Genomic DNA, 23,603 nt, shown 5'->3' on the forward strand with positions numbered 1-23,603 from the left:
TTGTGTTTGGGTGTTGGCTTTGGCCTAGAATTTCAGCCCGACCTCGAAACCAGCGCTGTGGTTGTCGGTCGTATCGCCATACTGGCCGCTATAGCCGAAGGAGATGCGGATATTGTCACCGCCGGAGAAGTCGACACCGGCATCGAAGGTGATCAGCTCCTGATCAATCTCCGTGATGATGTCCGCCGGGATGGTGCCGTTCGGTGCATCGCGGAAGCTGATCGGCAGGCCGACATGATCCTGCTGCGTCAGACGGCCACCCAGAGCCAGCGAGAAGCGGGTATAAGCGCCGCTCTCACGCTCGTTGAAGTAACCGAACTCCAGATTGGGCGAGAAGCTGGTGATGTACTGCGTCTCACCATCCGAGCGCACGCCATTACCCTGGGCCCCGATCTCGTAGAGACCGCCATGGATCAGCGAGGTCACCGCAACCTCTGCCGACGGCAGGAGGTAGTAGCGATTACCCTCGAACTCATAGCGCTTGCCCGCGGCCAGGCGCATGTCGACATAACCGGCATCCGGACCGCTTTCGATCTGGAACGGCTCCCATAGACGCATCAGGCGCGTGGTGTCGTACTGCATCCAGCCACCCGACAGGGCACCGGAGATAACGCCGCCATCAGCCCAGTGACGCTGCAGGGTCATACCCATGGTGACGCCGTCACCGCTGGTATAGGCCCGGCCGGCATCGATGGAGTGGATGTTCACCGACTCGATACCGATCGCCATACCGATCCGCCACAGATCATTGAGCGGACGCTGGTGACCGGCGCGCAGTGAGGTCGTGTCCATCTGCGTGCCGAAGCGTTCAAAGCTGCTGTCGCGATCTGCCGTACCGGCATCGATACGCACGAAGCTGCATTCTTCACCCAGATCCATCAGCGTTGCGGTGCCGCAACCCTGCAGATCATCGCTGAAGCTGGCCGCCGTATTCAGCAGGCCCTGGAGCGGTGCGATATGCGGCTCCGGGTTCAGCTCGGTCATGAGGAAGTTGTAAAGCTCCTCATCCTGCAGATTACCCAACCAGGCCAGCAGACGGCCGGTGCCTTCCGCACCGCCAACCAGCAGGTTGGAGTCCATATGGGCACCCAGTTCCTGCTCATTGCGGTTGAGACCGTTCACACCGCCAAAGTCGGTGTCGATGTTGAGCAGGACATCACCGGCCTGCGTGGTGATGGAGAAGTCCACCGCCAGCGTGTCCGTGATCTCCAGACCATTATCCGTCGCCGTTCCCGTCGGGGAGGTGAAGAGCGGCGTCGGCACCGCATCGGACAGCCAGATGAAGGTCACATCACCGGTACCGTCGACATCCGCATCACCGGTCAGGGTGACGAGGTCATAGTCATACGGTCCGAAGGCCACGTCGAAGTTGAGATAACCGGTATCGGTCTGGACGTAGTTACCGTCCAGCTGCACGTCATTGATGACGCGCGCACCGTAGTAGACGTTGAACAGCGGATCGCCCTCATCGTCGAGGTTATAGAACTCAGCCGACGGATCCTGCAGGTCGATCGGCAGCGTGGTCGCTGCCAGGCCCATCAGGAAATTGCCCTCATTGGTAAAGGTCGCCGGGTCACCCGGTGCGGCTGCCAGCGGGATAACCGGAGCATCCATGACCGAGGTGACCGGGGTCTGGACCGCGGTCTGAACCGCAGGGCTCAGCACGGCCTGAACCGCCAGCTTCGGCGCCACAGGGTCGCTTGAGGTCACGACGATCTCATCGGAAGCATCATCGCTGGACGCGGCCGTGTCTTCAGCGGCGGCTTCCGCCGGCCCCATCAGAGCAGCTTCACCGCGCACCGGTTCACCGGCTGCCGGCGTAGCCACGGCCACGAGACCGAAGCCAGAAGCGTTGGTCGCGGTTCCATCCGTCACCGAACCGAAGGCCTCGCCTTCACCGCCACCCGGCGCGAAGGCGACCAACTGACCCGAGGCCGCATTGTCGGTCGCAACCGGAGCGAAGGCGGCGCTATCGGCCGCTACAGGCGTCGCCGCCGGAGCCGAGGAGGCCACCGGAGCATCCGCCGGAGCCGGGGATGCCGCCGCAACCGGCGTGTCAGACGTTGCCAGCTTGATCGGACCGGAGCTCGTCTCAGACCCCGGAGCCGTATCCGACACCGGCGTCTTCAGATCCGTCGACGTCGTTGCGACCAGGCCGAGAGCCCCTTCGCTCGCCGTCGGGGCAATCACCATGCGCTGGGCCAGAGACTGGCTACCCGCACCATTGCCAACCTTCAGCGGCGATTGCGGCGAGCCCGTCGGGTCACGCAGATCAATCGTGTTGAAGGCCATAAAGGTGGAGCCAAGCTGGTTATTGAACCGGTTGATACCGGAGCCCAGATCGATATTGCCGACCACAAGACCGGTATTGTTCACCGTGTCATTGCCGGTGGTCATGTTCATCGCCCAACCGGACACGGCAGACACCGTACCGGACGTGTTGAGAACATTGTTGCTGCCACCGTCATAGAACACGCCCATGCCGAACAGCGAACCACCGCGGATATCGCTATCCAGGGTGATGACCATGTCATCGGTGCCGTCGCGAGCGTCAGACTGGGACAGGACCGCGACAGCATTGACGTCCGGCGCGATCACATCACCGGAGTGGATGATGTTCACCTCACCGGCAACACCCGCACCGAGGAAGCTGCCGAGCGAGCCCAGGGACGAACCGAAATTGCCCAGCAGGCCGCCACCGCCGCCGACAGACTGGGCGAAGATGCCCGTCGCGCCGAAGCCGCGGATATTGATATTGCCATTGGTCCGGATGGTGATGTCACCGCCATCGCCGTCACCGCCCGAGAACGGGTTGAGGCCGACATTGGTGGTGTAGGTACCGAAGCCGAAGGAGTAGTCGCCGGCTGCACCGCCGCCACCACCGATGGACTGGGCAAAGATACCGTAGGCGCCGAAGCCCTCCGTGGTGATATTGCCGGTATGGGTGATGTTGATGTCACCGCCATCGCCGGCCGAACCGCCGACACCGGAAATCGTCACATCGCCCCAGGCACCGACCGAGCCGGCACCGCCGACGCCGCCGCCGCCACCGACCGACTGAGCCATGATGCCATGGGCACCGTCGCCAGACGTGAAGATGGAGCCGGAATTGGTGATGTTGATATCGCCACCATCACCGGCTGCGCCGCCTTTACCACCGATATTCAGGGTCAGGGACGGGTTATCGAAGCTGTCCAGCAGCTGGTAGAATTCGGTCAGGTCTGCAGCGGTCTGGATCGCAGCGCCGAGAGCCGTGCGGCTATCATTGCTGTCATCATAGTCGGTCGCGCCACCGACACCGCCACCGCCACCGATGGACTGGGCGAAGATGCCGTGGGCGTTGGAGCCGGTCGTGGAGACCGCACCGCTATTGTCGACCGTGACATTGCCACCGTCACCGGCTGCACCGCCGGCGCCGCCAACAGCCACGTTGCCGGCCAGGCCGGAGCCGCCGACACCGCCGCCGCCACCGATCGACTGGGCGAAGATGCCGTAACCGCTGCGGGCATTGTCGGCGAAGATGACACCGCTATTGGTGACGACGACATTGCCGCCATCGCCAGCCGCACCACCGGTACCACCGATATTGACCGAAGCTGCGCGGTTCTCGTCATTGGAGATGAAGCCGAGCCAGGTTTTCACCAGCTCGCCGGACTGGGAGACCAGCCCGCCTTCACCACCGCCGCCGCCGACGGACTGGGCGAAGATACCGTTGGACATTTCACCGCTGACGCCGATCGCGCCCTGGTTATCAACGCTTACAGCGCCGCCGTCGCCGCCCGTGCCACCGGAACCACCCATGGACACCGACACCTGGGTGTCGCGCGTCGCGGATTGGTCGGTAGAGTTGTAGGAGGTCACGAAGCCGCCAGCATCGCCACCACGGCCACCGCCGCCACCGACGGACTGGGCGAAGACACCGTGGGCCGCGCCACCAAGAGTGATGATTGCGCCGGTATTGGTCACGTCGACGGATCCGCCCACGCTGCCCGTACCGCCGGAGCCACCGATGCCGATGGCGTAATTGCCGTTCTTGCCGGCGCCGAAGGAGCCCGAAGTGGCAAGACCAACGCCGCCATCACCGCCGCCGCCACCGATAGACTGGGCGTAGACGCCGACCGCCTGGTTACCCAGGGTCAGAATGGCTGCATCCGTGTTGACCGTGACTGAGCCACCGGAGTTACCGGCACCGCCAGCGCCACCGATCGAGACGTTGAGGCTGTTGGAATTGGTCCCCAGGCTGACCGAGGTCGAACCGGTCAGGAAGGCGCCGAAAGTGTCTTCATCAACACCGACCATGCCACCCTGGCCGCCACCGCCGCCAATCGACTGAGCGAAGATCGCGTGCGAAGCCTCGCCCGTGGTCTGCACGATGCCATCGGCCGTGACCGAAACCGCACCACCAGTGCTGCCATCGCCGGCATCGCCACCGACAGACAGGTCGATCGTGTTGGAGTTGGACCCCGTCATCGACAGATTGCCGGCATAGCCGCCCTGGCCGCCGCCACCGCCAACGGATTCAGCGAAGATACCGTAGGAGGCCGCGCCCGAGGTCGTGATCGTACCGGACTGGCTGACCGAGACCGTGCCGCCTGTGCCGCCAATACCGCCGCTGCCGCCGATCGAGACGTTGAGCGAGTTGGAGTTGGAGAGCGAGAAGGAGCCGGAGAAGGTCGAGCCGCCATTACCGCCGCCGCCACCGATGGACTGGGCAAAGATGCCGTGGGAGGCATTGCCAATCGTACCGATATCGGTCGTCGAAGTGATGGAAACCGTGTTGCCGTCACCGCCCCCGGCGCCGCTGCCGCCGATGGCGACACCGAGCGAGGTCGTGTTGGAGGACGTCAGCGCACCGGAGAAGGTACCGGCGAAGCCGCCATTACCGCCGCCGCCACCGATCGACTGGGCAAACAGGCCGTGCGAGCCGGCGCCTTCGGTCGTGACCGTGCCTTGCGAGGTGATGCCCGCCGCACCGGCCTGACCGGCCGTTCCGCCGGAACCACCCAGAGCCACGTTCAGGGACGTGCTTCCGGAACCGCCGGTGAGCGAACCGGCGAGCGAGAAGCCGCCATTACCGCCACCGCCGCCGAGCGACTGCGCGAAGATACCGTGCGCGGCATCACCGAGGGTGGAAACGCCCACCTCCTGCGAGATCGAGACGTCGCCGGCATCGCCGCCGCCGCCGCCGGAACCGCCAAGCGACACACCGATAGTCCGGCTGGTCGAACCGGAATAGGCCGCCGCCAGATTGCCGGACCAGCCGCCATTACCGCCGCCGCCGCCAACAGACTGGCCGAACAGGCCGTGCGAGCGATCACCGCCCGTGGTCACACCTTGAGTGGACGCAATCGTCACCGCATCGGCATTGCCCGCGCCGCCACCGGTACCACCGATGGACACGCTGGCCGTATTCGCCGACTGGCTGGCGCCGCCACCGGAACCGGACAGCGAGAAGCCGCCGGTACCACCGCCGCCGCCGACAGACTGAGCTTGAACGCCGGAGGAATCATTGCCGAGGGTCGAGATGATGGCCGAGTTGGTCACCGAAACAGCAGCGGCATCATTGCCGGAGCCGCCGTCACCGCCGAGCGAGACCGAAGCCGTCGTCGTGGAATTGCCGATTGCGAAGGCCAAAGAGCCAGACCAGCCGCCACGACCACCGCCGCCAGCGATAGACTGAGCCAGGATGCCCTGGGCCTGATCGCCTTCAGTGATGATGATGTTGGAATTGTCGACCGTGACCGTTCCGCTGGTTGCTCCGCTGCCGCCATTGCCGCCGAGGCTGACAGAGGCCGAGAGCGGGCTGCCGGAACCGGCAACTGCGGCCGAACCGGACAGCGAGAAGCCACCGGCACCACCGCCGCCGCCGACGGACTGGGCGAGAATACCCACGCCGCCATTGGATGTCGTGCCGATCGCACCGGAATTGGTCACGGAAACATTGTTGCCGAGACCACCCGTGCCGCCATCACCACCGAGAGAGACCGAAGCGGCGTTCGCAGTCGAACCGACAGCGATCGCGCCGGACACCGAGAAGCCACCATTACCGCCACCGCCGCCAACGGATTGAGCGACAATACCGGCCGCATTGGCGCCGTCGGTCGTAATGGTCGCCGTGTTGTTGACCGATACGGTGCCGGCATCATTACCGGAGCCGGCATCGCCGCCCATGCTGAGCGCAAGCGAACCGGCGGTCGAGCCGGCAGAACCGGAGGCGGCAAACGAGAAGCCGCCATTACCACCCCCGCCACCGACGGATTGGGCCAGAATGCCGTGGGCACTATCGCCGAGCGTCGCGACACCTGCGGTATTAGCAACCGTCACGGCCGCGGACGTACCACCGCTGCCACCGTCGCCACCCATGGCAACCGATGCGGAGTAGGCATTGGACCCGCCGGACACAGCAACCGCGCCGGCCCAGCCGCCATTACCGCCACCGCCGCCGACAGACTGGGCGAAGATGCCGTGGGCGCTATTGCCGGACGTGTTGATGATCGCAGAGTTGGTGACACCAACGGTCGAAGCCGCACCACCGGTACCGCCATCACCGCCCATGGCAAAGCCCAGAGCCGGGAAGGACGAGGTGCCTGCCGCGAGACCAACACTCAAACCGAAATGGCCATTACCGCCACCGCCACCAATGGATTGGGCAGCCAGGGCAATAGCGGAGTCACCGGAGGTGACGATTTCGCCGGAGTTGTCGACCGTGACGGCACCGGCCACACCGCCGGAACCGCCGTTCTGACCACCGATACCGAAGGACGCAGCAACGCCGTTCGACCCGACACCGAGAGACCCGGTTGCGGAGAAGGCGCCGTTACCACCACCGCCACCGATCGACTGGGCCAGGATGCCCATGGCCGCATCGCCGCCGGTCAGGATCATGGAGGAGTTGGAGACGCCGACGGTGGAACCGTCGCCGCCATCGGAGCTGTTGCCACCGATGGAATAAGGCACAGCAAAGGATGTCGTCGATCCGGCAAAGGTCGCCGAGCCGGAAACCGCGAAGCCGGCATCACCGCCGCCGCCGCCCAGGGACTGGGCGAAAATCGCATGCGCTGCATCGCCCGCCGTGGTGACGAAGTCACCGGAGTTGAGCAGCGTTACAGCACCGGCATTACCGCCATTGCCACCATCGCCGCCAAGCGCCAGGGCACCGCCGAGAGCGTTCGAGCCGGCCGCATTCACATTGCCGGAAATGGCGAAGCCACCGGCACCGCCACCGCCGCCGACGGACTGGGCGAACATGCCGTGAGAGCGATCACCGCTCGTGGCAACCCAATCGCTCGAGGACAGCGAGACCGTACCGGCATTACCGCCGATTGCGCCGCTTGCACCGAAGGCGAGGTCAATACCGATTGCGCTCGAGCCGGTACCGTTGATGGAGCCGGAGATCGAGGAGCCGCCATTACCGCCACCGCCACCGATGGACTGGGCGAAGATGCCGGTCGACTCGTCGCCGAGGGTTAGAACAGCGCCGTTGGAGACGGTGGTCACATTGCCAGCATCGCTGGCCGCACCTGCGCCGCCGCCGATCGATACGCCGATCGAACCGCCATTGGAGCCAGCCAGTGTGATGGACCCGGTGATGGACATGCCACCATTACCGCCACCGCCGCCGATCGACTGGGCGAGGATACCGTGCGAACGGTCACCTTGCGTGTAGACCAGGTCTTGCGTGGCGACATTGACGTTATTGCCGTTGGCGCCTGCACCACCGGAACCACCGAGGGCGAAATTAATGCCCATGGCGTTGGAGCTACCCGCCGTGATCGCACCGGAGATGGCCAGACCGCCATCACCACCGCCACCGCCGATGGACTGCGCCAGAATACCGTGAGCGTCATCGCCGACCGTCGAAACGGCCTCATCGGTGTTGACCGTGACAACACCCGGCGTATCGCCGGTGCCGCCGGCGCCACCGATGGAAACACCAATCGTCACAGCCTGTTGGCCAAAGCTCAGGCCGCCGGCAATGGACATGCCGCCATTACCGCCGCCGCCGCCAAGCGACTGGGCAGAAATACCGTGGGCGCCATCGCCCTGCGTGCTGACGACATCCGCGTTGACCGTGACGTTGCCGGCCTGGCCACCAGATCCGCCGCCGCCGCCGATCGCAACATTCAGAGCACCGCCGACCGTGCCGCCGAGGCCTGCTCCGGCAGAGATGGCGAAACCGCCATTACCGCCGCCACCACCGATGGACTGGGCCAGGATGCCGATCGCGTCATTGCTGACGGTGTAGACTTCGTCGGCCGTGACCAGGACTGAACCTGCAACCCCGCCATCACCGGCGCCGCCACCAATCGACACACCGACAGAGCCGCCGACGGTACCACCGCCGCCTGCACCGGCAGACAGCGAGAAGCCGCCATTACCGCCGCCGCCACCGATGGACTGGGCCATGACGCCGATCGCACCTTCGCCCATGGTCTGGACGTCGTCGACCGTGACCGTGACACTGTCGGCATTCCCGCCAACCGCGCCGGTTCCGCCAAGCGCGACATTGACCGATCCGCCAACCGTGCCGCCGAAGCCTGCGCCTGCAGCGATGGCGAAGCCGCCATTACCGCCGCCGCCGCCAATCGACTGGGCCAGCACACCATGGGCGTCACTGCCCTGGGTGATGATGTGTTCGCTCTGGGAAACCGTGACCGTGCGCGCGAAGGAGCCGGCACCGCCGCCGCCACCGATCGATACGCCGACACCGACGCCGCCCGTGCCGCCAGCCGTGATATTGCCGGTCGCAGACCAGCCACCATTACCGCCGCCGCCGCCAATGGACTGCGCCGCGATACCATGCGAGCCGGCACCCGAGGTTTCGACAACAGCCGTCGACGAGACCAGCACGTCATCGGCATTGGAACCCGCGCCGGCACTACCGCCGAGCGCGACATTGACCGCGCCACCGGCGGTACCACCGACTGCGAGCGTACCGGACACGGCGAAACCGCCATTACCGCCGCCGCCGCCGATCGATTGGGCGAGGATACCGTGGGAGATATCGCCAAAGGTGAAAATGCCATCACTCGACGTGACCTGGACATCGCCGTTGACGATGCCGCCACCGCCACCGTCACCGCCAAGCGAAACGCCAACGCCGACACCCGCCGTGCCACCAATGGAAATGGAACCGGTCGCAGACCAGCCACCATTACCACCGCCGCCACCGACCGACTGGGCGAACAGGCCGTGGGAGTTATTGCCCGTCGTCGTGATCTGGCCGGTGCTGTTCATCGTCACAGCACTGGAATAGGAGCCGGCACCGCCATCACCGCCCAGGGCGACATCAACACCGATACCCGCTGCGCCACCAGCCGTCAGAGAGCCGGAGAAGGAGAAGCCGCCATTACCGCCAGCACCACCGATCGACTGCGCCACCAGGCCGTGGGAGTTATCCCCCGTCGTCGAGACATTGCTGGTGGAGCCGAACGTAACCGTGTCGCCATAGCCGCCGGTTGCGCCGTCGCCACCAAGCGAAACGCCGACACCGACCGCCGCGCCATCGGAGATGGCGAGCGTCGCCGTACCGGACCAGCCACCATTACCACCGCCGCCACCGACGGATTGCGCCAGGGCGCCGAACGAGTTGTCGCCGCGGGTCTGAAGATCGCCGTCTGTAAAGACGCTGACGACACCGCCATCACCGCCCGATCCACCATCGCCGCCAATGGCAACGGAAACAGATGCGGAAGCCCCCAGACCCACGCTCACCGAACCGGCAAAGCTCTGGCCGCCATTACCGCCGCCGCCACCGACGGCCTGGGCAATAATACCGTGCGAGTTGGCGCCGAATGTGGTGACCGAACCGTCTGTATTGATATTGACGACACCACCATCACCACCGGCGCCGCCTTCACCGCCAACCGCGACGCTGACGGAACCGAAGGCACCAATGGAACCGGCCACCGAATAGCCGCCATTACCGCCACCGCCACCAACGGACTGAGCCAGAATACCAGCCGAGTTGTCGCCGCGGGTTTCAATATCGCCGTCGGAACTGGAATTGACGTTGACCGTACCGCCCTGGCTGCCTGAGCCGGCGTCACCACCGATTGCGACAGAGGCGAACAGGCCGCCGGAAACAGCGTTACCGCCATTACCGCCGCCGCCACCGATCGACTGGGCAATCAGACCGCCCGAGTTCTCGCTGATGGTCAGAACGTTGCCGTTCACGTTGACGGTTACATCATCGGCGTTCTGGCCGTTACCGCCAGCACCACCGACGGAGATCATACCGCCCGCGCCGCCGCCATTACCGCCGCCGCCACCGATCGACTGGGCTACAATACCGGTCGAGTTGACGCCTTGTGTTTGGATCACATCGGTGGTGGTCACCTCAACAGTGCCACCGAGACCGCCGCCACCACCCGTGCCGCCAATCGCGCCAAGGCCGCCGGCCGTGCCGCCATTACCGCCACCGCCGCCGATAGACTGGGCGAGGACGCCGAAGGCGCGAACGCCTTCGGTCAAAACACTTCCCGTGGAGACATCAACGGCCGCACCATCGCCGCCACTATCAGCGCTGCCACCAATGCCGACCAGGCCCGCCGAGGAGCCACCATTACCGCCACCGCCACCGATGGCCTGAGCAATAATGCCGTGCGCGTCATCGCCATAGGTCACGGTCGTCCCGCTACCGCTGACGGTCACGATATTGGCGCTGCCGCCGCCCGAGCCGGAGCCACCAATGGCCGCCAGGCCGCCGGAGGACGCACCGGTACCGCCACCGCCACCGATGGACTGAACGATGATACCGACGGCGCCTTCACCGCGCGTGGTAATCAGGCCGTCATGATGGACCAGAACTTCACTTGATGCACCGCCATCACCACCGGCACCACCAACGGCGACCAGCCCGCCCGTGCTCCGGCCGGATCCACCGCCGCCGCCAATCGACTGCGCGATAATGCCGTGTGAGAAGGCACCCGTGCCGCCGGTAATACCGGTATCAATGGAGCCATAGTTATAGACTGTCACTGTGCCGGCATTACCACCACTACCGGACGAGCCGCCGATGGCTGCCACGCCGCCGGCTGCGCCGGAGCGACCACCGCCGCCACCAACAGACTGGGCAAAGATACCCGGCGCATCATTGTTCCGCGTGACGATGGCACCGGTCGAAAAGTTATTGACGGTTACATTGCCGCCGGCGCCGGCACCACCGCCGCCACCACCCGAGGCAAACAAGCCGCCGGACGCACCGGCATCACCGCCGGATCCACCGACGGATTGCGCAAAAATACCGGCAGAGTTCAATCCGCTGGTGATAATCGAGCCGTGATTGTCAACTCTTACCGTTGAACCATTACCGCCGGTTGAGCCGCTGTCGGCATCACCCACAATACCGAAACTTGAACCGCCCGTGCCCGAAGAACCGCCCATCGACTGGGCGAGAATACCGTTGGAATCTGCGCCTGTGGTCGAGATAGCCCCGTAATTGACCACACGCACCGTGCCACCCTCGGCCGCCGGGCCAGAGGAGCCACCATCGGACCAGATGAAGCCAGAGCCACCATCGCCGCCACGGCCTGCGCGGGACTGGGCAAAGATTCCATGGGCACCCGTACCGGAGGTCGACACGTCGACATAGCTGGTCAGATCGACCGCACCACCGGCGCCGGAAGCACCACCTTCATAGCCCTGGAAGCCAAAACCGGCCGCGTTACCGCCCTTGCCGCCATCACCGCCGATGGAAATGGCGGAAATACCGGACAGACCGTCGGTTACGGACTGCACATTGCCATTATTGACGACCGTAATGACGCGGGTGATATCCGGGCCATCGCCACCATCCCCACCGGGCGAACCGTTCGCGCCGATCGTGAAACACTTGATGATACAGATCCGGGCTCCCCAGGCATTGCTGCCGCCGGCGCCATTGGTGCCGGTGAGCCACTCGGAGTAGACATTGACATTGCCCGCGGGGATGGTCGGGCTGATATTGGCGCCGGGGGAACCAGGGGCGCCGGCAATGCCGGAAGATGCACCATTGATCTGGCTGGCACGCGAGGTCACCGAGGAGAAGGTGACCTTGGTGCCGCCACTGTCTTCACCCTCGATCGAAATAATCCGGCCGCCGCTATCGGTGTTGATCTTGGTAACCGTGTAGATCGTACCAGAGCCGGGGTTCTCGCCTGTCGCTGTAGGGTCAATGAAGGTGTCGCCCACCGTGTCGGCCAGAACGATGATGTTCAACGCATCGGTAAAGACGACATTATCGCCCAGCACCGCCTCGACGACTTCGCTCGCCCCCGTCACCGGGTTGGTAATCGTCGATCCAACCGTTTGCGCGTAAGCGCTCGGCGCAACAACCGCCGCCAGCGCCATGGTCGCAAGCGCCGCTCCCATGGCATGCATGGACGATCCGGCGAGCAGACGAGCTGCACGACGCGCACGAGTCGCGGACACTTTTGATTTGCTGGACACGTATGCCTCCCCCGAACACCGCCCATCCCGGGGCGTACGCTCAAACAGTTTCGCGCCGCCCACGACGGACAGCGCTCCCCTCAGTGGCAGAATATAACCACATGCAAGGGCGTTAAGGAAAGCGATAGTTGCAAAATTTTGCTAAAATTATGCCCAACCCAACCACCTAGAAATTTCTGTTTTTTGTTTTAATTTCAGATCTCTAGATGCATGCTGGAAACAATCCGAGGAATATTCAGATCTTCTGTTGTGAATCAACCACACCCACCCAAAGCCAGGGACACATTGCCAGCGCGCGCGGCATTATATTTTTTCCATAATGGATATTTTTCCAGTTTATACGCCGCATTACTTACTTCATCAGAAATTAAGGAGGCTGTTATGCGCTGGACCGGACTGATTATTGCCACTGCTGTTTTTGGGCTTGTCGTCGCCTTTGCCACGATCAGCACAACCGATCCGGGCCTGATCATCACCTGAACCAATACGCAGCCGCCCCGACCGGGCGCCGGCAGTTGCCGGCAGCGAAACCGGCCGGCTCGCCGGCAAGGGCTGCGGCAGCGGAATAACCCGATTTTTGTTCACGTTAGGGGTTTGACCCGGTCGCAAGGCGGTGGAATGCTCCCTCGCAAGCAGATCCCATGCTGTGGCGAGGAGGGCACCACCATGATCAGAACGCTTGTCACTATGACAGCAACAGCAGCGCTGCTCACGGCTTGCGGCCAGGGCGGTCAGGCCGGACGCGACCTGAGCGATGCGAACAGCGATTATCAAAGCGTATTGCTGGAGCAGCTGATCGATGCCCAACCGGGCGATGTCATTGACATCCCGGCCGGCGTTTATGAATTCGACCGCTCCTTGATGCTGACCGTTGACGGCGTGACGCTGCGAGGCGCCGGCATGGGCGAAACAGTGCTGAACTTCCAGAACCAGGTCGCTGGTGCCGAAGGCCTGCTGGTCACTGCCAATGACTTCACCCTGGAAAACCTGGCGATCGAAGACACGATCGGCGATGCGGTTAAGGTCAATGGCGGCCGCAATATCGTTATCCGCGGGGTACGGGTTGAGTGGACCGGCGGATATGCGACGGAAAATGGCGCCTATGGCCTTTACCCTGTCCAGACGGAAAATGTGCTGATCGAGGATAGCGTCGCCATCGGCGCCTCCGATGCCGGCATCTATGTTGGCCAGTCGCGCAACATCACCGTTCGCAATAACCGGGCGGAATTCAATGTCGCGGGCATCGAGATTGAAAACTCTGTCGGCGCAGATGTGTACGGCAATACGGCCACCAACAATACCGGCGGCATCCTCGTCTTCAACATGCCCAACCTGCCCCAGCGCGGGCACCGGACCCGGGTTTATGACAATGACGTCTTTGCCAATAATACCGAGAATTTCGGCCATGAGGGCACACCGGTCGCCAGCGTGCCGGCCGGGTCAGGCATTGTCATCAACTCCAATGACGAGGTTGAGATCTTCAACAACCGGATCGCCGACAACAATACCGCTAATATAATCATCTCGAGCCTGCACTCGACCGGGTATTCGGACTATTCGGCTCAGCCAGATTTCGACCCCTATCCGGAAACCATCTGGATCCATTCCAATACCTTCACCGGCGGTGGCAGCTCCCCGGACGGGCTCGACCTGACGGCGCTGAAAGTTCTGCTTTTTGGCCTCAATGGGAGTTTTCCGGACGTGCTTTTTGACGGCTATGTGGACGCCGCCAAGCTGGAAAACGGTGCGCTCCCGGATGCCCTTCGGATCTGCGTCGGCGACGAGGTTGATGTCCTCAATGCCGATGGCCCCAACGGGTTCGAAAACCCGCGCGTCGAGACCGAGAATTACCGCTGCACCCATGAAGGCCTGCCGCCAGCAACGCTCAGCTTCCTGGACTAGCAGACGTGATGCACCGCCTTGCTTTCCTGGCCGGCCTGGCCCTGCTCCTGACGGCTTGTGGTCAGGAGACAGCCACCCCGCGCTTCATTGACAGCGGCAATCCGGCGCTGCTGTCGGAATGGGGACAGCTCGAGATCCGCAATGGCCAGCTTCGACCCGCCAGCGGCGTCGTGGCCTATGAGCTGACCTCTCCGCTGTTCACTGACTATGCGCATAAGCTGCGCACGATCTGGATGCCCGAGGGCAGCCAGGCTACCTATCGCGAAGGCGAAGTGCTGGACTTTCCGGTCGGGACGGTCATCACCAAGACCTTTTACTATCCCCGGTCCAGCGAGGCGGGCGTTCTGGCCAGCGCCTACACCGGAGAAGCGCCGGCCAAGGTATCAGCTCTCGATCTCGATACCGTCGAGTTGATCGAAACCCGGATCCTGGTGCGCCGCGAGAACGGCTGGGATGCCATCCCCTATCGCTGGGAAAGCAATCAGCGCGAGGCCGGGCTCAATCGGATCGGCGATATTATTCCGATACAGCTTGACCATGCGGGCCAGCGGCTGGACTTCAACTACATCATGCCGAACGTCAATCAGTGCGCCAGCTGTCACGCGCCGGACTCCAATACGCGTGAAATCGCCCCCATCGGCCCCAAGCCCCGGCATCTCAACCGCGCGTTTGATCACGGCGACGGGCCGGTGAACCAACTCGCTCATCTTGTCGCTGCCGGGATGCTGATCAACACGCCGCCGGCCGACGACACTCCGCGCAATGCAGACTGGACCGATATGAGCGCATCGCTGAATGCCCGGGCGCGCAGCTATCTCGACATCAATTGCAGCCATTGCCACAGCCCGGTCGGGCCAGCCGACACATCGGGCTTGTTTCTTGAACCGGATACGCCGGTGGGACCGCAACTCGGGCTGTGCAAACCACCGATCGCAGCGGGCGGTGGCACCGGCGACCGGCCCTACGATATCGTGCCGGGCGCACCGGAGCTTTCAATCCTGCTCTATCGCATGGACTCGGTCGAGGCGGACGTGATGATGCCGGAGATTGGGCGCTCGACGATACACGCCGAAGCCGTCGCCTTGATCCGTGATTGGATCACGCAGATGGACGGCAGCTGCGCTTAATCGAGATAAGGCGAGATATAGCGTTCGAGAACGCGCATCGACTCGGCAAAATATCGGTCAGCCACTTCCGGCTCGTCACGCTTTTCAAAGGCGATCACCTCGGCGGCGCAATAAATCTCGACGATCATGCGCGCGACCATATCGGGATCTCCTCCGTGGAAGTTGTCACGCCCCTCGCGCCAACGGCTGGCCAGAACTTCGGCGAAGCGCCGATTCCATTCCGCCCGAACCCCGCGCAGCTCCGGTGTCGTCAGGGTCAGGCGGAAAACCGCTCCAAATGAGGGCGTATCCTGGACCAGCTCACGCAGCCCCTGGATCATCCCGGTGAGACTGACCCGCCAGTCGGTTATCTCCGGATTGGACAGAATGCCGTGAATGATCGCATCGGTCTGCGTCTTGAACTCCTCCAGAATGGTGAGGTGGACCGAGTAGATATTCGGAAAGTAGCGATAGACCGAGCTGACCGGCACATTTGCCTCAGCCGCGACAAGGCTGGTTGTAATGGCATCCGCCTCGCCGCGCTCAAGCAATCGCTTGGTCGCATCGATGATCACTTCAATGCGCTCCTGTGAGCGCTTCTGCCGCGGCGCTACCCGACGTTGCAGATCGACTGAGTCTTGAGTTGCTTGTTCGTTCACGCTACCGCTCGCTGGTTTTATTCTATAACCTTGGAGCCTAAGGCAATGAAATACAATAGGCTTGGACTCGTTCTTTATCGTTTTTGCGTAGGGTATATCGCTACCATCTGATGGTGCGGCAGACGCAGTTCGCAAGTCTTATATTTTATCAGCACCTGCTCCGCGTGTAGACTTCAAGGCATTCTGAAATGAAATCTACTAGCGATTATCGGGATTTGAGGCACCGAACCTATGGCTGCTAGCGCGCGGACAATTCCCCAAACCCGTCTCTGCGCGCACGTTTCTTGCGCCAACACGAAACCAGATGGGACTTAATGCCTCATTTTTCATAAATGTGAAAAATTGGCTCGAAATCTGACCATTTACTCGCATGAGTTGATCAAAAGCCACTGATTCGGCGCTTTCCCCATCCCGGCGCCAGGATCGGATATGTTTTGCACATTGTCTGAAGCCAAGCCGCCCGGAACGTGGTACAGCCCGCGGCTTCCTCCACCCGCCCGGCTAGACCGGAACAGCGCGCCAGAGCGAATGACCGGCGCGAAAGGATTGCCGTATACATGACCGGATCAGATCGTATCGCGCCGCCGCTGGCCCGCGCCCTGGAAGCGCGAGGCTATAGCGCTCTGACCGAAGTACAACAGGCCGTGCTCAACCAGGCGGGTGATGAAGCTGACCTGCTCGTCTCTGCCCAGACCGGTTCCGGCAAGACAGTCGCCTTCGGCCTTGCCATCGCCCCCGGACTGCTCGGCGAGGCCGAACAGTTCGGCTTTGCCGCCGAGCCCCTGGCCCTGATCATTGCGCCGACACGGGAACTGGCCCTGCAGGTCCAGCGGGAACTGTCCTGGCTTTATGACGATGCGCGCGGCCGTATCGCCTCCTGCGTTGGCGGGATGGATCCCCGCGCTGAACGCCGCGCCCTGGAACGGGGCTGTCATATTGTCGTCGGCACATCCGGGCGCCTGCGCGACCATATCGAGCGCGGCGCGCTGGATATGTCCTCAATCCGCGCCATCGTCCTGGACGAGGCCGATGAGATGCTCGATTTCGGCTTCAAGGAAGATCTTGAATTCATCCTCTCCAAAGCCCCGGAAGACCGCCGCACACTGATGTTCTCGGCCACGGTGCCGCCGGCGATCGCCTCGCTGGCGCGCGACTTCCAGAAAGACGCCCAGCGGATCTCTACCGTTGGCGAACGCGAACAGCATGTGGATATCGATTACCGCATTTTCCCGGTCGCGCCGCGCGATCGCGAACATGCCATCATCAATACGCTGCGCTATTATGATGCCGAACGGGCCATCGTCTTCTGCTCCACGCGCGAAGCGGTCAGCCGCCTGACCAGCCGCCTGGGCAATCGCGGCTTTTCGACGGTGGCGCTATCCGGTGAGCTGAGCCAGAGCGAGCGGACCCACGCCCTGCAGGCCATCCGCGATGGGCGCGCACGGGTCTGCGTCGCCACCGATGTCGCGGCGCGCGGCATTGACCTTCCGGGCCTGGAACTCGTGGTCCATGCCGACCTGCCAGGCAAGGCAGAAACCCTGCTGCACCGTTCCGGCCGCACCGGGCGTGCCGGTCAAAAAGGCACCTGCGTGCTGATCGCCCCGATCCCGCGCAAGGGCAAGGCCAACCGCCTGCTGCGCGAAGCCGGTGTGAAAGCTGAATGGCAATCGCCGCCAAGCCTGGAGGCGATCCGTGAACGCGATCGCGAACGTATTTTTGCCGATCCGGCGCTGACCGCCGAGAATGACGAGGAAACGCTGACCGATGCGCGCATCCTGATTGAGACCTATGGCGCCGAGACCGTCGCAGCGGCATTTCTCAAAAGCCATATCGCCGCCCTGCCCGCGGCCGAGGACATTGCTGCCGCCCCGCCGGCCAAGGCAGCGGAACGCGCCGACTTTGATGATGGGGTCTGGTTCAAACTGAGTGCCGGCCGCAAACACCGCGCCGAACCGCGCTGGTTATTGCCCCTGATCTGCCGCGTCGGCGACGTTACGCGGCGCGAGATCGGCGCGATCCGGATTGATGAGGAAGACAGCTTCTTCGAAGTGACCGGGCGCGTTGTCGAAGTTTTCGAGCAGGCGCTGGCACGCGCTGGTGGCGGCGAAAAGAATATCCGCATTGAACGCGTGGTCGGCGACGTGCCTGTCCCGGCCCGCGGCAAACCTGCCTTCGCCCGCAATCAGGATGGCGATGACCGACGCGAGCGCAAGCCCCGCCGGCCGCGCCCGGACCGGGCTGACGGGGAGCGCCCGTTCAAGAAACGCGATGGCGCACCGGCGCGTGGCAAAGACAAGCCCTGGAAAGACGAAAAGCCGGACCGGCGTGAGACTGCAGACCGGCCGGGCGGCTTCAAGCACAAGCCCAGAACAGACGCGCCGGAACCGCGCGACGACGGTGAATCACGCGAGGACTTCGCGGATCGCCCCAAACGTTCAAAGCCTTATGACAAGAAGCCGGGCGGAAAACCCTGGGGCAAGCCGGCAGGCAAGAAGGCCGGCAAACCGGGTCGCAAGTCCAAGCCAGGCGCCCCGGGTCCCGACGACCGGCCGAAACGGCGCAAGCCGACCGAAGCGGCTGAGAAGGGTCACAGCCTGAAAAAGGTCAAGCGCAAGCCCAAGCGCGACTAGTCGGCAACGGTCAGCTCGCCGGCGCTGCCCGCAGGGGTCTTTGCGATTTTCAGCGGCTTCAATCTGACGATTGAGGCCGGATAGCCGTCCTGTTTCCGGCCTTTTCCGGTGTGAAACGGGTGGGGTTGCGGACCTGTTCCGGTGCCGCGCGTGTGTCTCCCAGGCGCTGCCATGGTGCGCCTTCGATGGCCTTGCGGTTGGATGCCGACGCTCAACCGCATGAACCCGTTTGCAAACCCGTTCCGGATCGGGTCAGAGTGATAGCGGGCATTTGGGCATTTGGACATTTGGGGATTTTCATTATGACGACAGTTGCCGATCTCGGATTGGGCGATCCGCTGGCGCTGCCTTGCGGGGCCGCCTTGCCGAACCGTTTGTGCAAGGCCGCAATGACCGAGGGGCTCGCCGACGCCCACAATCGCGCCACTGACCGCCACGCGACGCTGTATCGGCGCTGGGCCGAGGGCGGGATCGGCTTGTCGATCACCGGCAATGTCATGGTCGACAAGCGCTATCTGGAACGTCCGGCCAATCTGGTCATTGATGGCGAGCAATCGGCGCAGCAACTGGCCGCGCTGCAGGCCTATGCCACGGCCGGCCGGGTGCGGGGCGGGCATATCTGGATGCAGATTTCCCACGCCGGCCGGCAAACGCCGAAATCCGTCGCCACCGAACCGGTCGCACCGTCCGCTACAGGCGAGGTTGCCCTGCCCGGCGGCCTGTTCGCCAAGCCGCGCGCCCTGAGTACTGACGAGATCCGCGAGATTATCGGCCGTTTCGCGCATACCGCTTTCGTCGCCAAACAGACCGGTTTTACCGGCGTTCAGGTGCATGCCGCCCACGGCTATCTGCTGTCGGAATTCCTCAATCCGCTGATCAATCAGCGCGAAGATGAGTGGGGCGGACCGCTGGAAAACCGCGCCCGGCTCTTGCTGGAGATTATCGGTGCCGTTCGCGAGGCGGTCGGGGCCGACTTCCCGATCGGGGTGAAGCTCAACTCCTCCGATTTCCAGAAGGGCGGTTTCTCGCTCGAGGATTCGATCGCGGTTGTCGGTCTCTTGGAAAAGGCTGGCGTCGATCTGATCGAGATCTCCGGCGGCAATTACGAACAACCCGCCCTGTTGGGCATTGAAGGCATGGAGCCGGTCTATCAGGACGAGGCCATGGTCAAGGCGTCGACCCGGGCGCGTGAGGCCTATTTCCTCAATTATGCCGCCGCGATCCGCAAAAACTGCCAGGTCCCGCTCATGGTCACCGGCGGCTTCCGCACCCGCTCGGCCATGCTCAATGCCCTCAATGAAGACGACATCCAGATGATCGGCCTCGCCCGCCCCTTGTGCGTCGACACCGACCTGCCTGACCGGCTGATCGCGGGTGAGATCGACGAGCTGACCAGCTGGGAAAAACTCCAGGCCCTGGGCCCGGGCTGGTTCGGTCCAACCTCGTCCAATGCAACGCTGCGGGCGATGAACGGCTTTGCCAACATGGCCTTCTTCTACCGCAACATCATCCGCCTCGCCGACGGCAAGGCGACCAAGCGGAAGATGAATTTGCTCTTCGCCTTTATCAAGCACCAGATGACCGATGCCGGCGATGCGAAACGGCTGGTGCGGTAGGGGCTCGCAATGGCGGCTTAAAGCACCCCTCCTCGCCCTTGACGGGCGAGGAGGATTGCGGCGCAGCCGCAAGACGGGGTGGGTGCGCGCCGCAGGCACAAATAAGGCTTTCGCCTGTGGAGTTGAGTTTTAGTCGCGGCTTCGCCGCGTCACCCACTCCCCCGCTACGCGGGACCTCGCCCATCAAGGGCGAGGAGGGCACCTTTCACTTGTCATCCTAGACGTGAGACCCGGACTTGCTTGCCCTCGCGGAAGCGGGGGATCCGGGCGAAGATCCGGGACCCAGCCATGTTCATCGAGGTCCCTGATCTGCGCCCCGCTTGCGCGGGGCATCCGTCAGGGATGACTGGCGGGTTGAGGAACGGTGAGTGCTCCAGTTCATGCAACGCTCAGCGCCGGGAAAGGCGACGTGTGAAGTAGACGATGAAAGCAACAAATGTTGCGGTCATAAACGCCCACGCGACACTCATCGTGGCAATTCCCAATCGGCCATGATCGAAGAAGTAAACGACCACTGCTATCGCCACTCCCCCCAAGAAGGCTATGGCAAGAGCGGCGATTAAAGCGATAGCGAGGATCGCGATACTGCGCACCGAACCTGTCAGCATTACTTCCACTACGTTTCTATCGACTGCAGGCAGCTTGGCACCCCAGCTCTTCCCCTTAAACCCCATGCCAGCCAGTTCGCCGTGTTGAAGCCGGGCGGTCAAGGGCGCGTAGCGCCGGGAACCGGTTGAAACCGTTGACCGCCCGGCTTCTACGCGGCCCGATTTCCAGCATGAGGTGTATGGGGTGGTTTGAGTTTATCCGTACCGCTTCTCCCGTGCGGGAGAAGGTGCCCGGAGGGCGGATGAGGGTGGACACGCAATCCTCAACCCAAATGTCTCCCCCCGCTCCGACCCGGCACGAAGCGCCGGGCCACCTCTCCCCAGGGAGAGGAGGGTGCGGAGCTTGCGCCCCCTACCGCGGAGAGAACTTCTTGATCGTGCCCGAAAACGAAAAGCATGGCCGCTCTTCCGCATAGATCATGAAAAACGGGGACACGTACCATTTAATGGCGCGCTACCCCGCAAGAACAACTGAGAAATTGGTACGAGGAAATCGGTACGTGTCCCCGTGTTTCCCCGTTTTGCCGCTGGGGGCTTGGCTTTTGTAGTATGGACTCACCGCAACTGTTTGTGGTTGTGTGTTATGCATTGCGAACAAAACCGGAACACGCAGGGCATGCATTTCCTTGGTGACCTCATAAACGACGCTATTGCGAAGCATCTGGCAGAAAAGCTGGTAGGCCTGAGCGACGACGAGGCGGAGGCTCTGATCGATGAGGCCATCGTCTCAATTATGGACACTGTCGAGACAGAAACTCTTGCGTCTGTTCATAAGCTCGCACCCGGCAATCGCCGATATAATCAACGCACGACATCCCGTTTTGTGAGGCACCTCAAAAAGCGGTGGAAGCCAGTTTTTGAACGCTTGGAGGTTATCTGGGCAATCAGTGAAGAATTGGGGCGCCTGTACAACGAGCGCTATCGCTCGACAGCCGCTGAACAGAACGACTACAAGTTTGATGCGCTGATCCATCTGCACGCGCGCGCGTTGTTGATTGTGCGCGAAATGATCTGCCTGCTTGAAGGCGGTTATCCTGATGGTGCGCTCGCACGATGGCGAAGTCTTCATGAGCACGCCGTCGTGGCGACCTTCATTCGGCAGTCCGACGCCGATACAGCCTACCGTTATCTTGCCAGTTTCTACTTCACGTCGCTTTCGCGCGCTCGCAACTACAATGACTATGCAGATCGGGCGAACCTTCGATCATTTACAGACGATGAGCTCAAGGAGATGGAGGCGTGGTGTGATGCGCTAAAATCCACAACAGGTAACCTCAAGGGCGACTTTGGTTGGGCGGCCGCTACACTGGGAAAAAAGTCGCCGACCTTATTGGATTTGGAGAAGGCTACTGGATTGGATCATTGGCGCCCGCGTTACAAATGGGCCTGTCAGCACAATCATGCGCCACATAGACCGGGCGACAAACTGCTCGGCGCCGCTGAGGCTGAGCAGATCGTGTTCCTCGTGGGTGGCAGCAATTCAGGCTTCGTTGATCCGGTGCAGATGGCTGCTATGTCGCTCGAGATCATAACAACGACCTTGATGCTTCACGAAGAAGTGCTGGACAATATCATTTGGTTGCGTGTCCTTCACTCCTTCGTTGACGGTATAGGCGAATTCTCCATGTCGGTTGAAGCGGAGACCAAAACAATCTGGGACGAGCAACAACAGGGCTGGTGGATTGCCTTCCTAGGATGGGGCCGCCGGCTCGTGCGGCGTGTTCTATCGGGCTTGGGCTCCCTGGTCGGCAATCGGTAGAATGATGGCAAGAAACGTCGAGGAACTACTACAAACGTTACGCACAAGCTCGCCCCTGTCGTTGGACGGTAGCACCGCCACACTCGTGCAACAGATCGTCTCGGACGGGGTGGCGGAATGGGTATCAGTAACCCCCAGCCCAACGGCTGTGATGCACGAGTGCTTCTACAATGTCCGCTCGCACATCGAAAAGCACGGGGGCGCACTCATCTACGGATGGGCGGTTTGGGAATGGCCGGATGTTTTTGTCGAAGCAGAGCATCACGCCGTCTGGGAGCTCGACGGAAAACTCATTGATGTGACGCCACATGAGGCAGGCATCGAGCGGGTTGCTTTTCTGCGTGATCCAAGCGCGACCTTCGATTGGTCGCATAGCTCCAGTCGCGAAAACGTCCGGATGCCGATCTCAAAGAGCGAGGCTGTACAAGAGTATTTGGACACTGCGCGAGCGCAACGCGCCTGGATGGCCGAAAACAGCAATGGCCGTGAAATGACGTTAGATCCACGCCAAGCAGCAGCGTTTTTCCATAAATCTCGCAGTCTAAAACTCGAAATCTTCGCGGAGTTGGCCGCCAAATGCGGCCGTAATCAGCCTTGCATTTGCGGCAGCGGTGAGAAGTTCAAAAAGTGCTGCGCACAGATCTTCGCTTAGAACGCCCTAAGACAGCATCGCCTAGTAAAAATCAGGACTAAAAACGGGGACACGGACCATTTAATGGCGCGCTACCCTGCAAGAACAAGTGAGAAATTGGTACGGGGAAATCGGTAGGTGTCACCTTTTCTCGGCATCACCCCAGCTCTTCCCTTAAACCCCATGCCCGCCAGTTCGCCGTGTTGAAGCCGGGCGGTCAAGGGCGCGTCGCGCCGGGAACCGTTTTAAACCCTTGACCGCCC

General features: G+C 62.5%; 9 protein-coding genes. 6 read left to right on the forward strand and 3 right to left on the reverse strand.

Annotation, left to right across the window (positions count from 1 at the left end; genetic code table 11):
- Positions 1-24 precede the first annotated feature (24 nt).
- On the reverse strand, positions 25-12,429 hold the full coding sequence (locus tag Q1V57_RS12240; protein ID WP_300531201.1) for an autotransporter outer membrane beta-barrel domain-containing protein: 12,405 nt from the start codon (positions 12,427-12,429) through the stop codon (positions 25-27).
- Between the two features lie 666 nt (positions 12,430-13,095).
- Between Q1V57_RS12240 and Q1V57_RS12245 the strand changes: the two genes are divergently transcribed.
- On the forward strand, positions 13,096-14,331 hold the full coding sequence (locus Q1V57_RS12245) for a parallel beta-helix domain-containing protein (RefSeq protein WP_300531204.1): 1,236 nt from the start codon (positions 13,096-13,098) through the stop codon (positions 14,329-14,331).
- A gap of 8 nt (positions 14,332-14,339) precedes the next feature.
- Positions 14,340-15,458, forward strand: a complete 1,119-nt coding sequence (locus tag Q1V57_RS12250) for an SO2930 family diheme c-type cytochrome (RefSeq protein WP_300531206.1) — start codon at positions 14,340-14,342, stop codon at positions 15,456-15,458.
- On the opposite strand, the gene Q1V57_RS12255 is transcribed toward Q1V57_RS12250, so the two are convergent.
- Positions 15,455-16,096 carry a TetR/AcrR family transcriptional regulator gene (locus tag Q1V57_RS12255; RefSeq protein WP_300531208.1) on the reverse strand — a complete coding sequence of 214 codons (642 nt, stop codon included), beginning with the start codon at positions 16,094-16,096 and terminating at the stop codon, positions 15,455-15,457. The two genes, Q1V57_RS12250 and Q1V57_RS12255, sit on opposite strands and share 4 nt — an antisense overlap.
- Before the next feature lie 557 nt (positions 16,097-16,653).
- Here Q1V57_RS12255 and Q1V57_RS12260 point away from each other — a divergent pair.
- Positions 16,654-18,726, forward strand: a complete 2,073-nt coding sequence (locus Q1V57_RS12260) for a DEAD/DEAH box helicase (RefSeq protein ID WP_300531211.1) — start codon at positions 16,654-16,656, stop codon at positions 18,724-18,726.
- A 302-nt stretch (positions 18,727-19,028) separates the two neighbouring features.
- A complete protein-coding gene (locus tag Q1V57_RS12265) occupies positions 19,029-20,342 on the forward strand; it encodes an NADH:flavin oxidoreductase/NADH oxidase family protein (RefSeq protein WP_300531212.1) in 1,314 nt (437 codons plus the stop codon).
- Positions 20,343-20,731: 389 nt separating this feature from the next.
- Here Q1V57_RS12265 and Q1V57_RS12270 read toward each other — a convergent pair whose 3' ends face one another.
- Positions 20,732-21,052 (reverse strand): hypothetical protein, encoded by a 321-nt coding sequence (locus Q1V57_RS12270; RefSeq protein WP_300531214.1) that lies wholly within the window; start codon positions 21,050-21,052, stop codon positions 20,732-20,734.
- A 514-nt stretch (positions 21,053-21,566) separates the two neighbouring features.
- On the opposite strand from Q1V57_RS12270, the gene Q1V57_RS12275 reads away from it, so the two are divergent.
- A complete protein-coding gene (locus Q1V57_RS12275) occupies positions 21,567-22,709 on the forward strand; it encodes a DUF5677 domain-containing protein (RefSeq protein WP_300531216.1) in 1,143 nt (380 codons plus the stop codon).
- Between the two features lies 1 nt (position 22,710).
- Entirely contained in the window at positions 22,711-23,361 is a 651-nt protein-coding gene (locus tag Q1V57_RS12280) for an SEC-C metal-binding domain-containing protein (RefSeq protein WP_300531219.1), read from the forward strand.
- Positions 23,362-23,603: the final 242 nt, after the last annotated feature.

It is taken from the genome of Maricaulis sp. (genome assembly GCF_030149425.1).
Lineage (GTDB): Bacteria > Pseudomonadota > Alphaproteobacteria > Caulobacterales > Maricaulaceae > Maricaulis.

Coding starts and splice junctions, on each gene's coding strand:
- Q1V57_RS12280 (WP_300531219.1), top strand. CDS start 22,711: ATGATGGCAAGAAACGTCGAGGAACTACTACAAACGTTACGCACAAGC.
- Q1V57_RS12250 (WP_300531206.1), top strand. CDS start 14,340: ATGCACCGCCTTGCTTTCCTGGCCGGCCTGGCCCTGCTCCTGACGGCT.
- Q1V57_RS12260 (WP_300531211.1), top strand. CDS start 16,654: ATGACCGGATCAGATCGTATCGCGCCGCCGCTGGCCCGCGCCCTGGAA.
- Q1V57_RS12265 (WP_300531212.1), top strand. CDS start 19,029: ATGACGACAGTTGCCGATCTCGGATTGGGCGATCCGCTGGCGCTGCCT.
- Q1V57_RS12245 (WP_300531204.1), top strand. CDS start 13,096: ATGATCAGAACGCTTGTCACTATGACAGCAACAGCAGCGCTGCTCACG.
- Q1V57_RS12275 (WP_300531216.1), top strand. CDS start 21,567: ATGCATTTCCTTGGTGACCTCATAAACGACGCTATTGCGAAGCATCTG.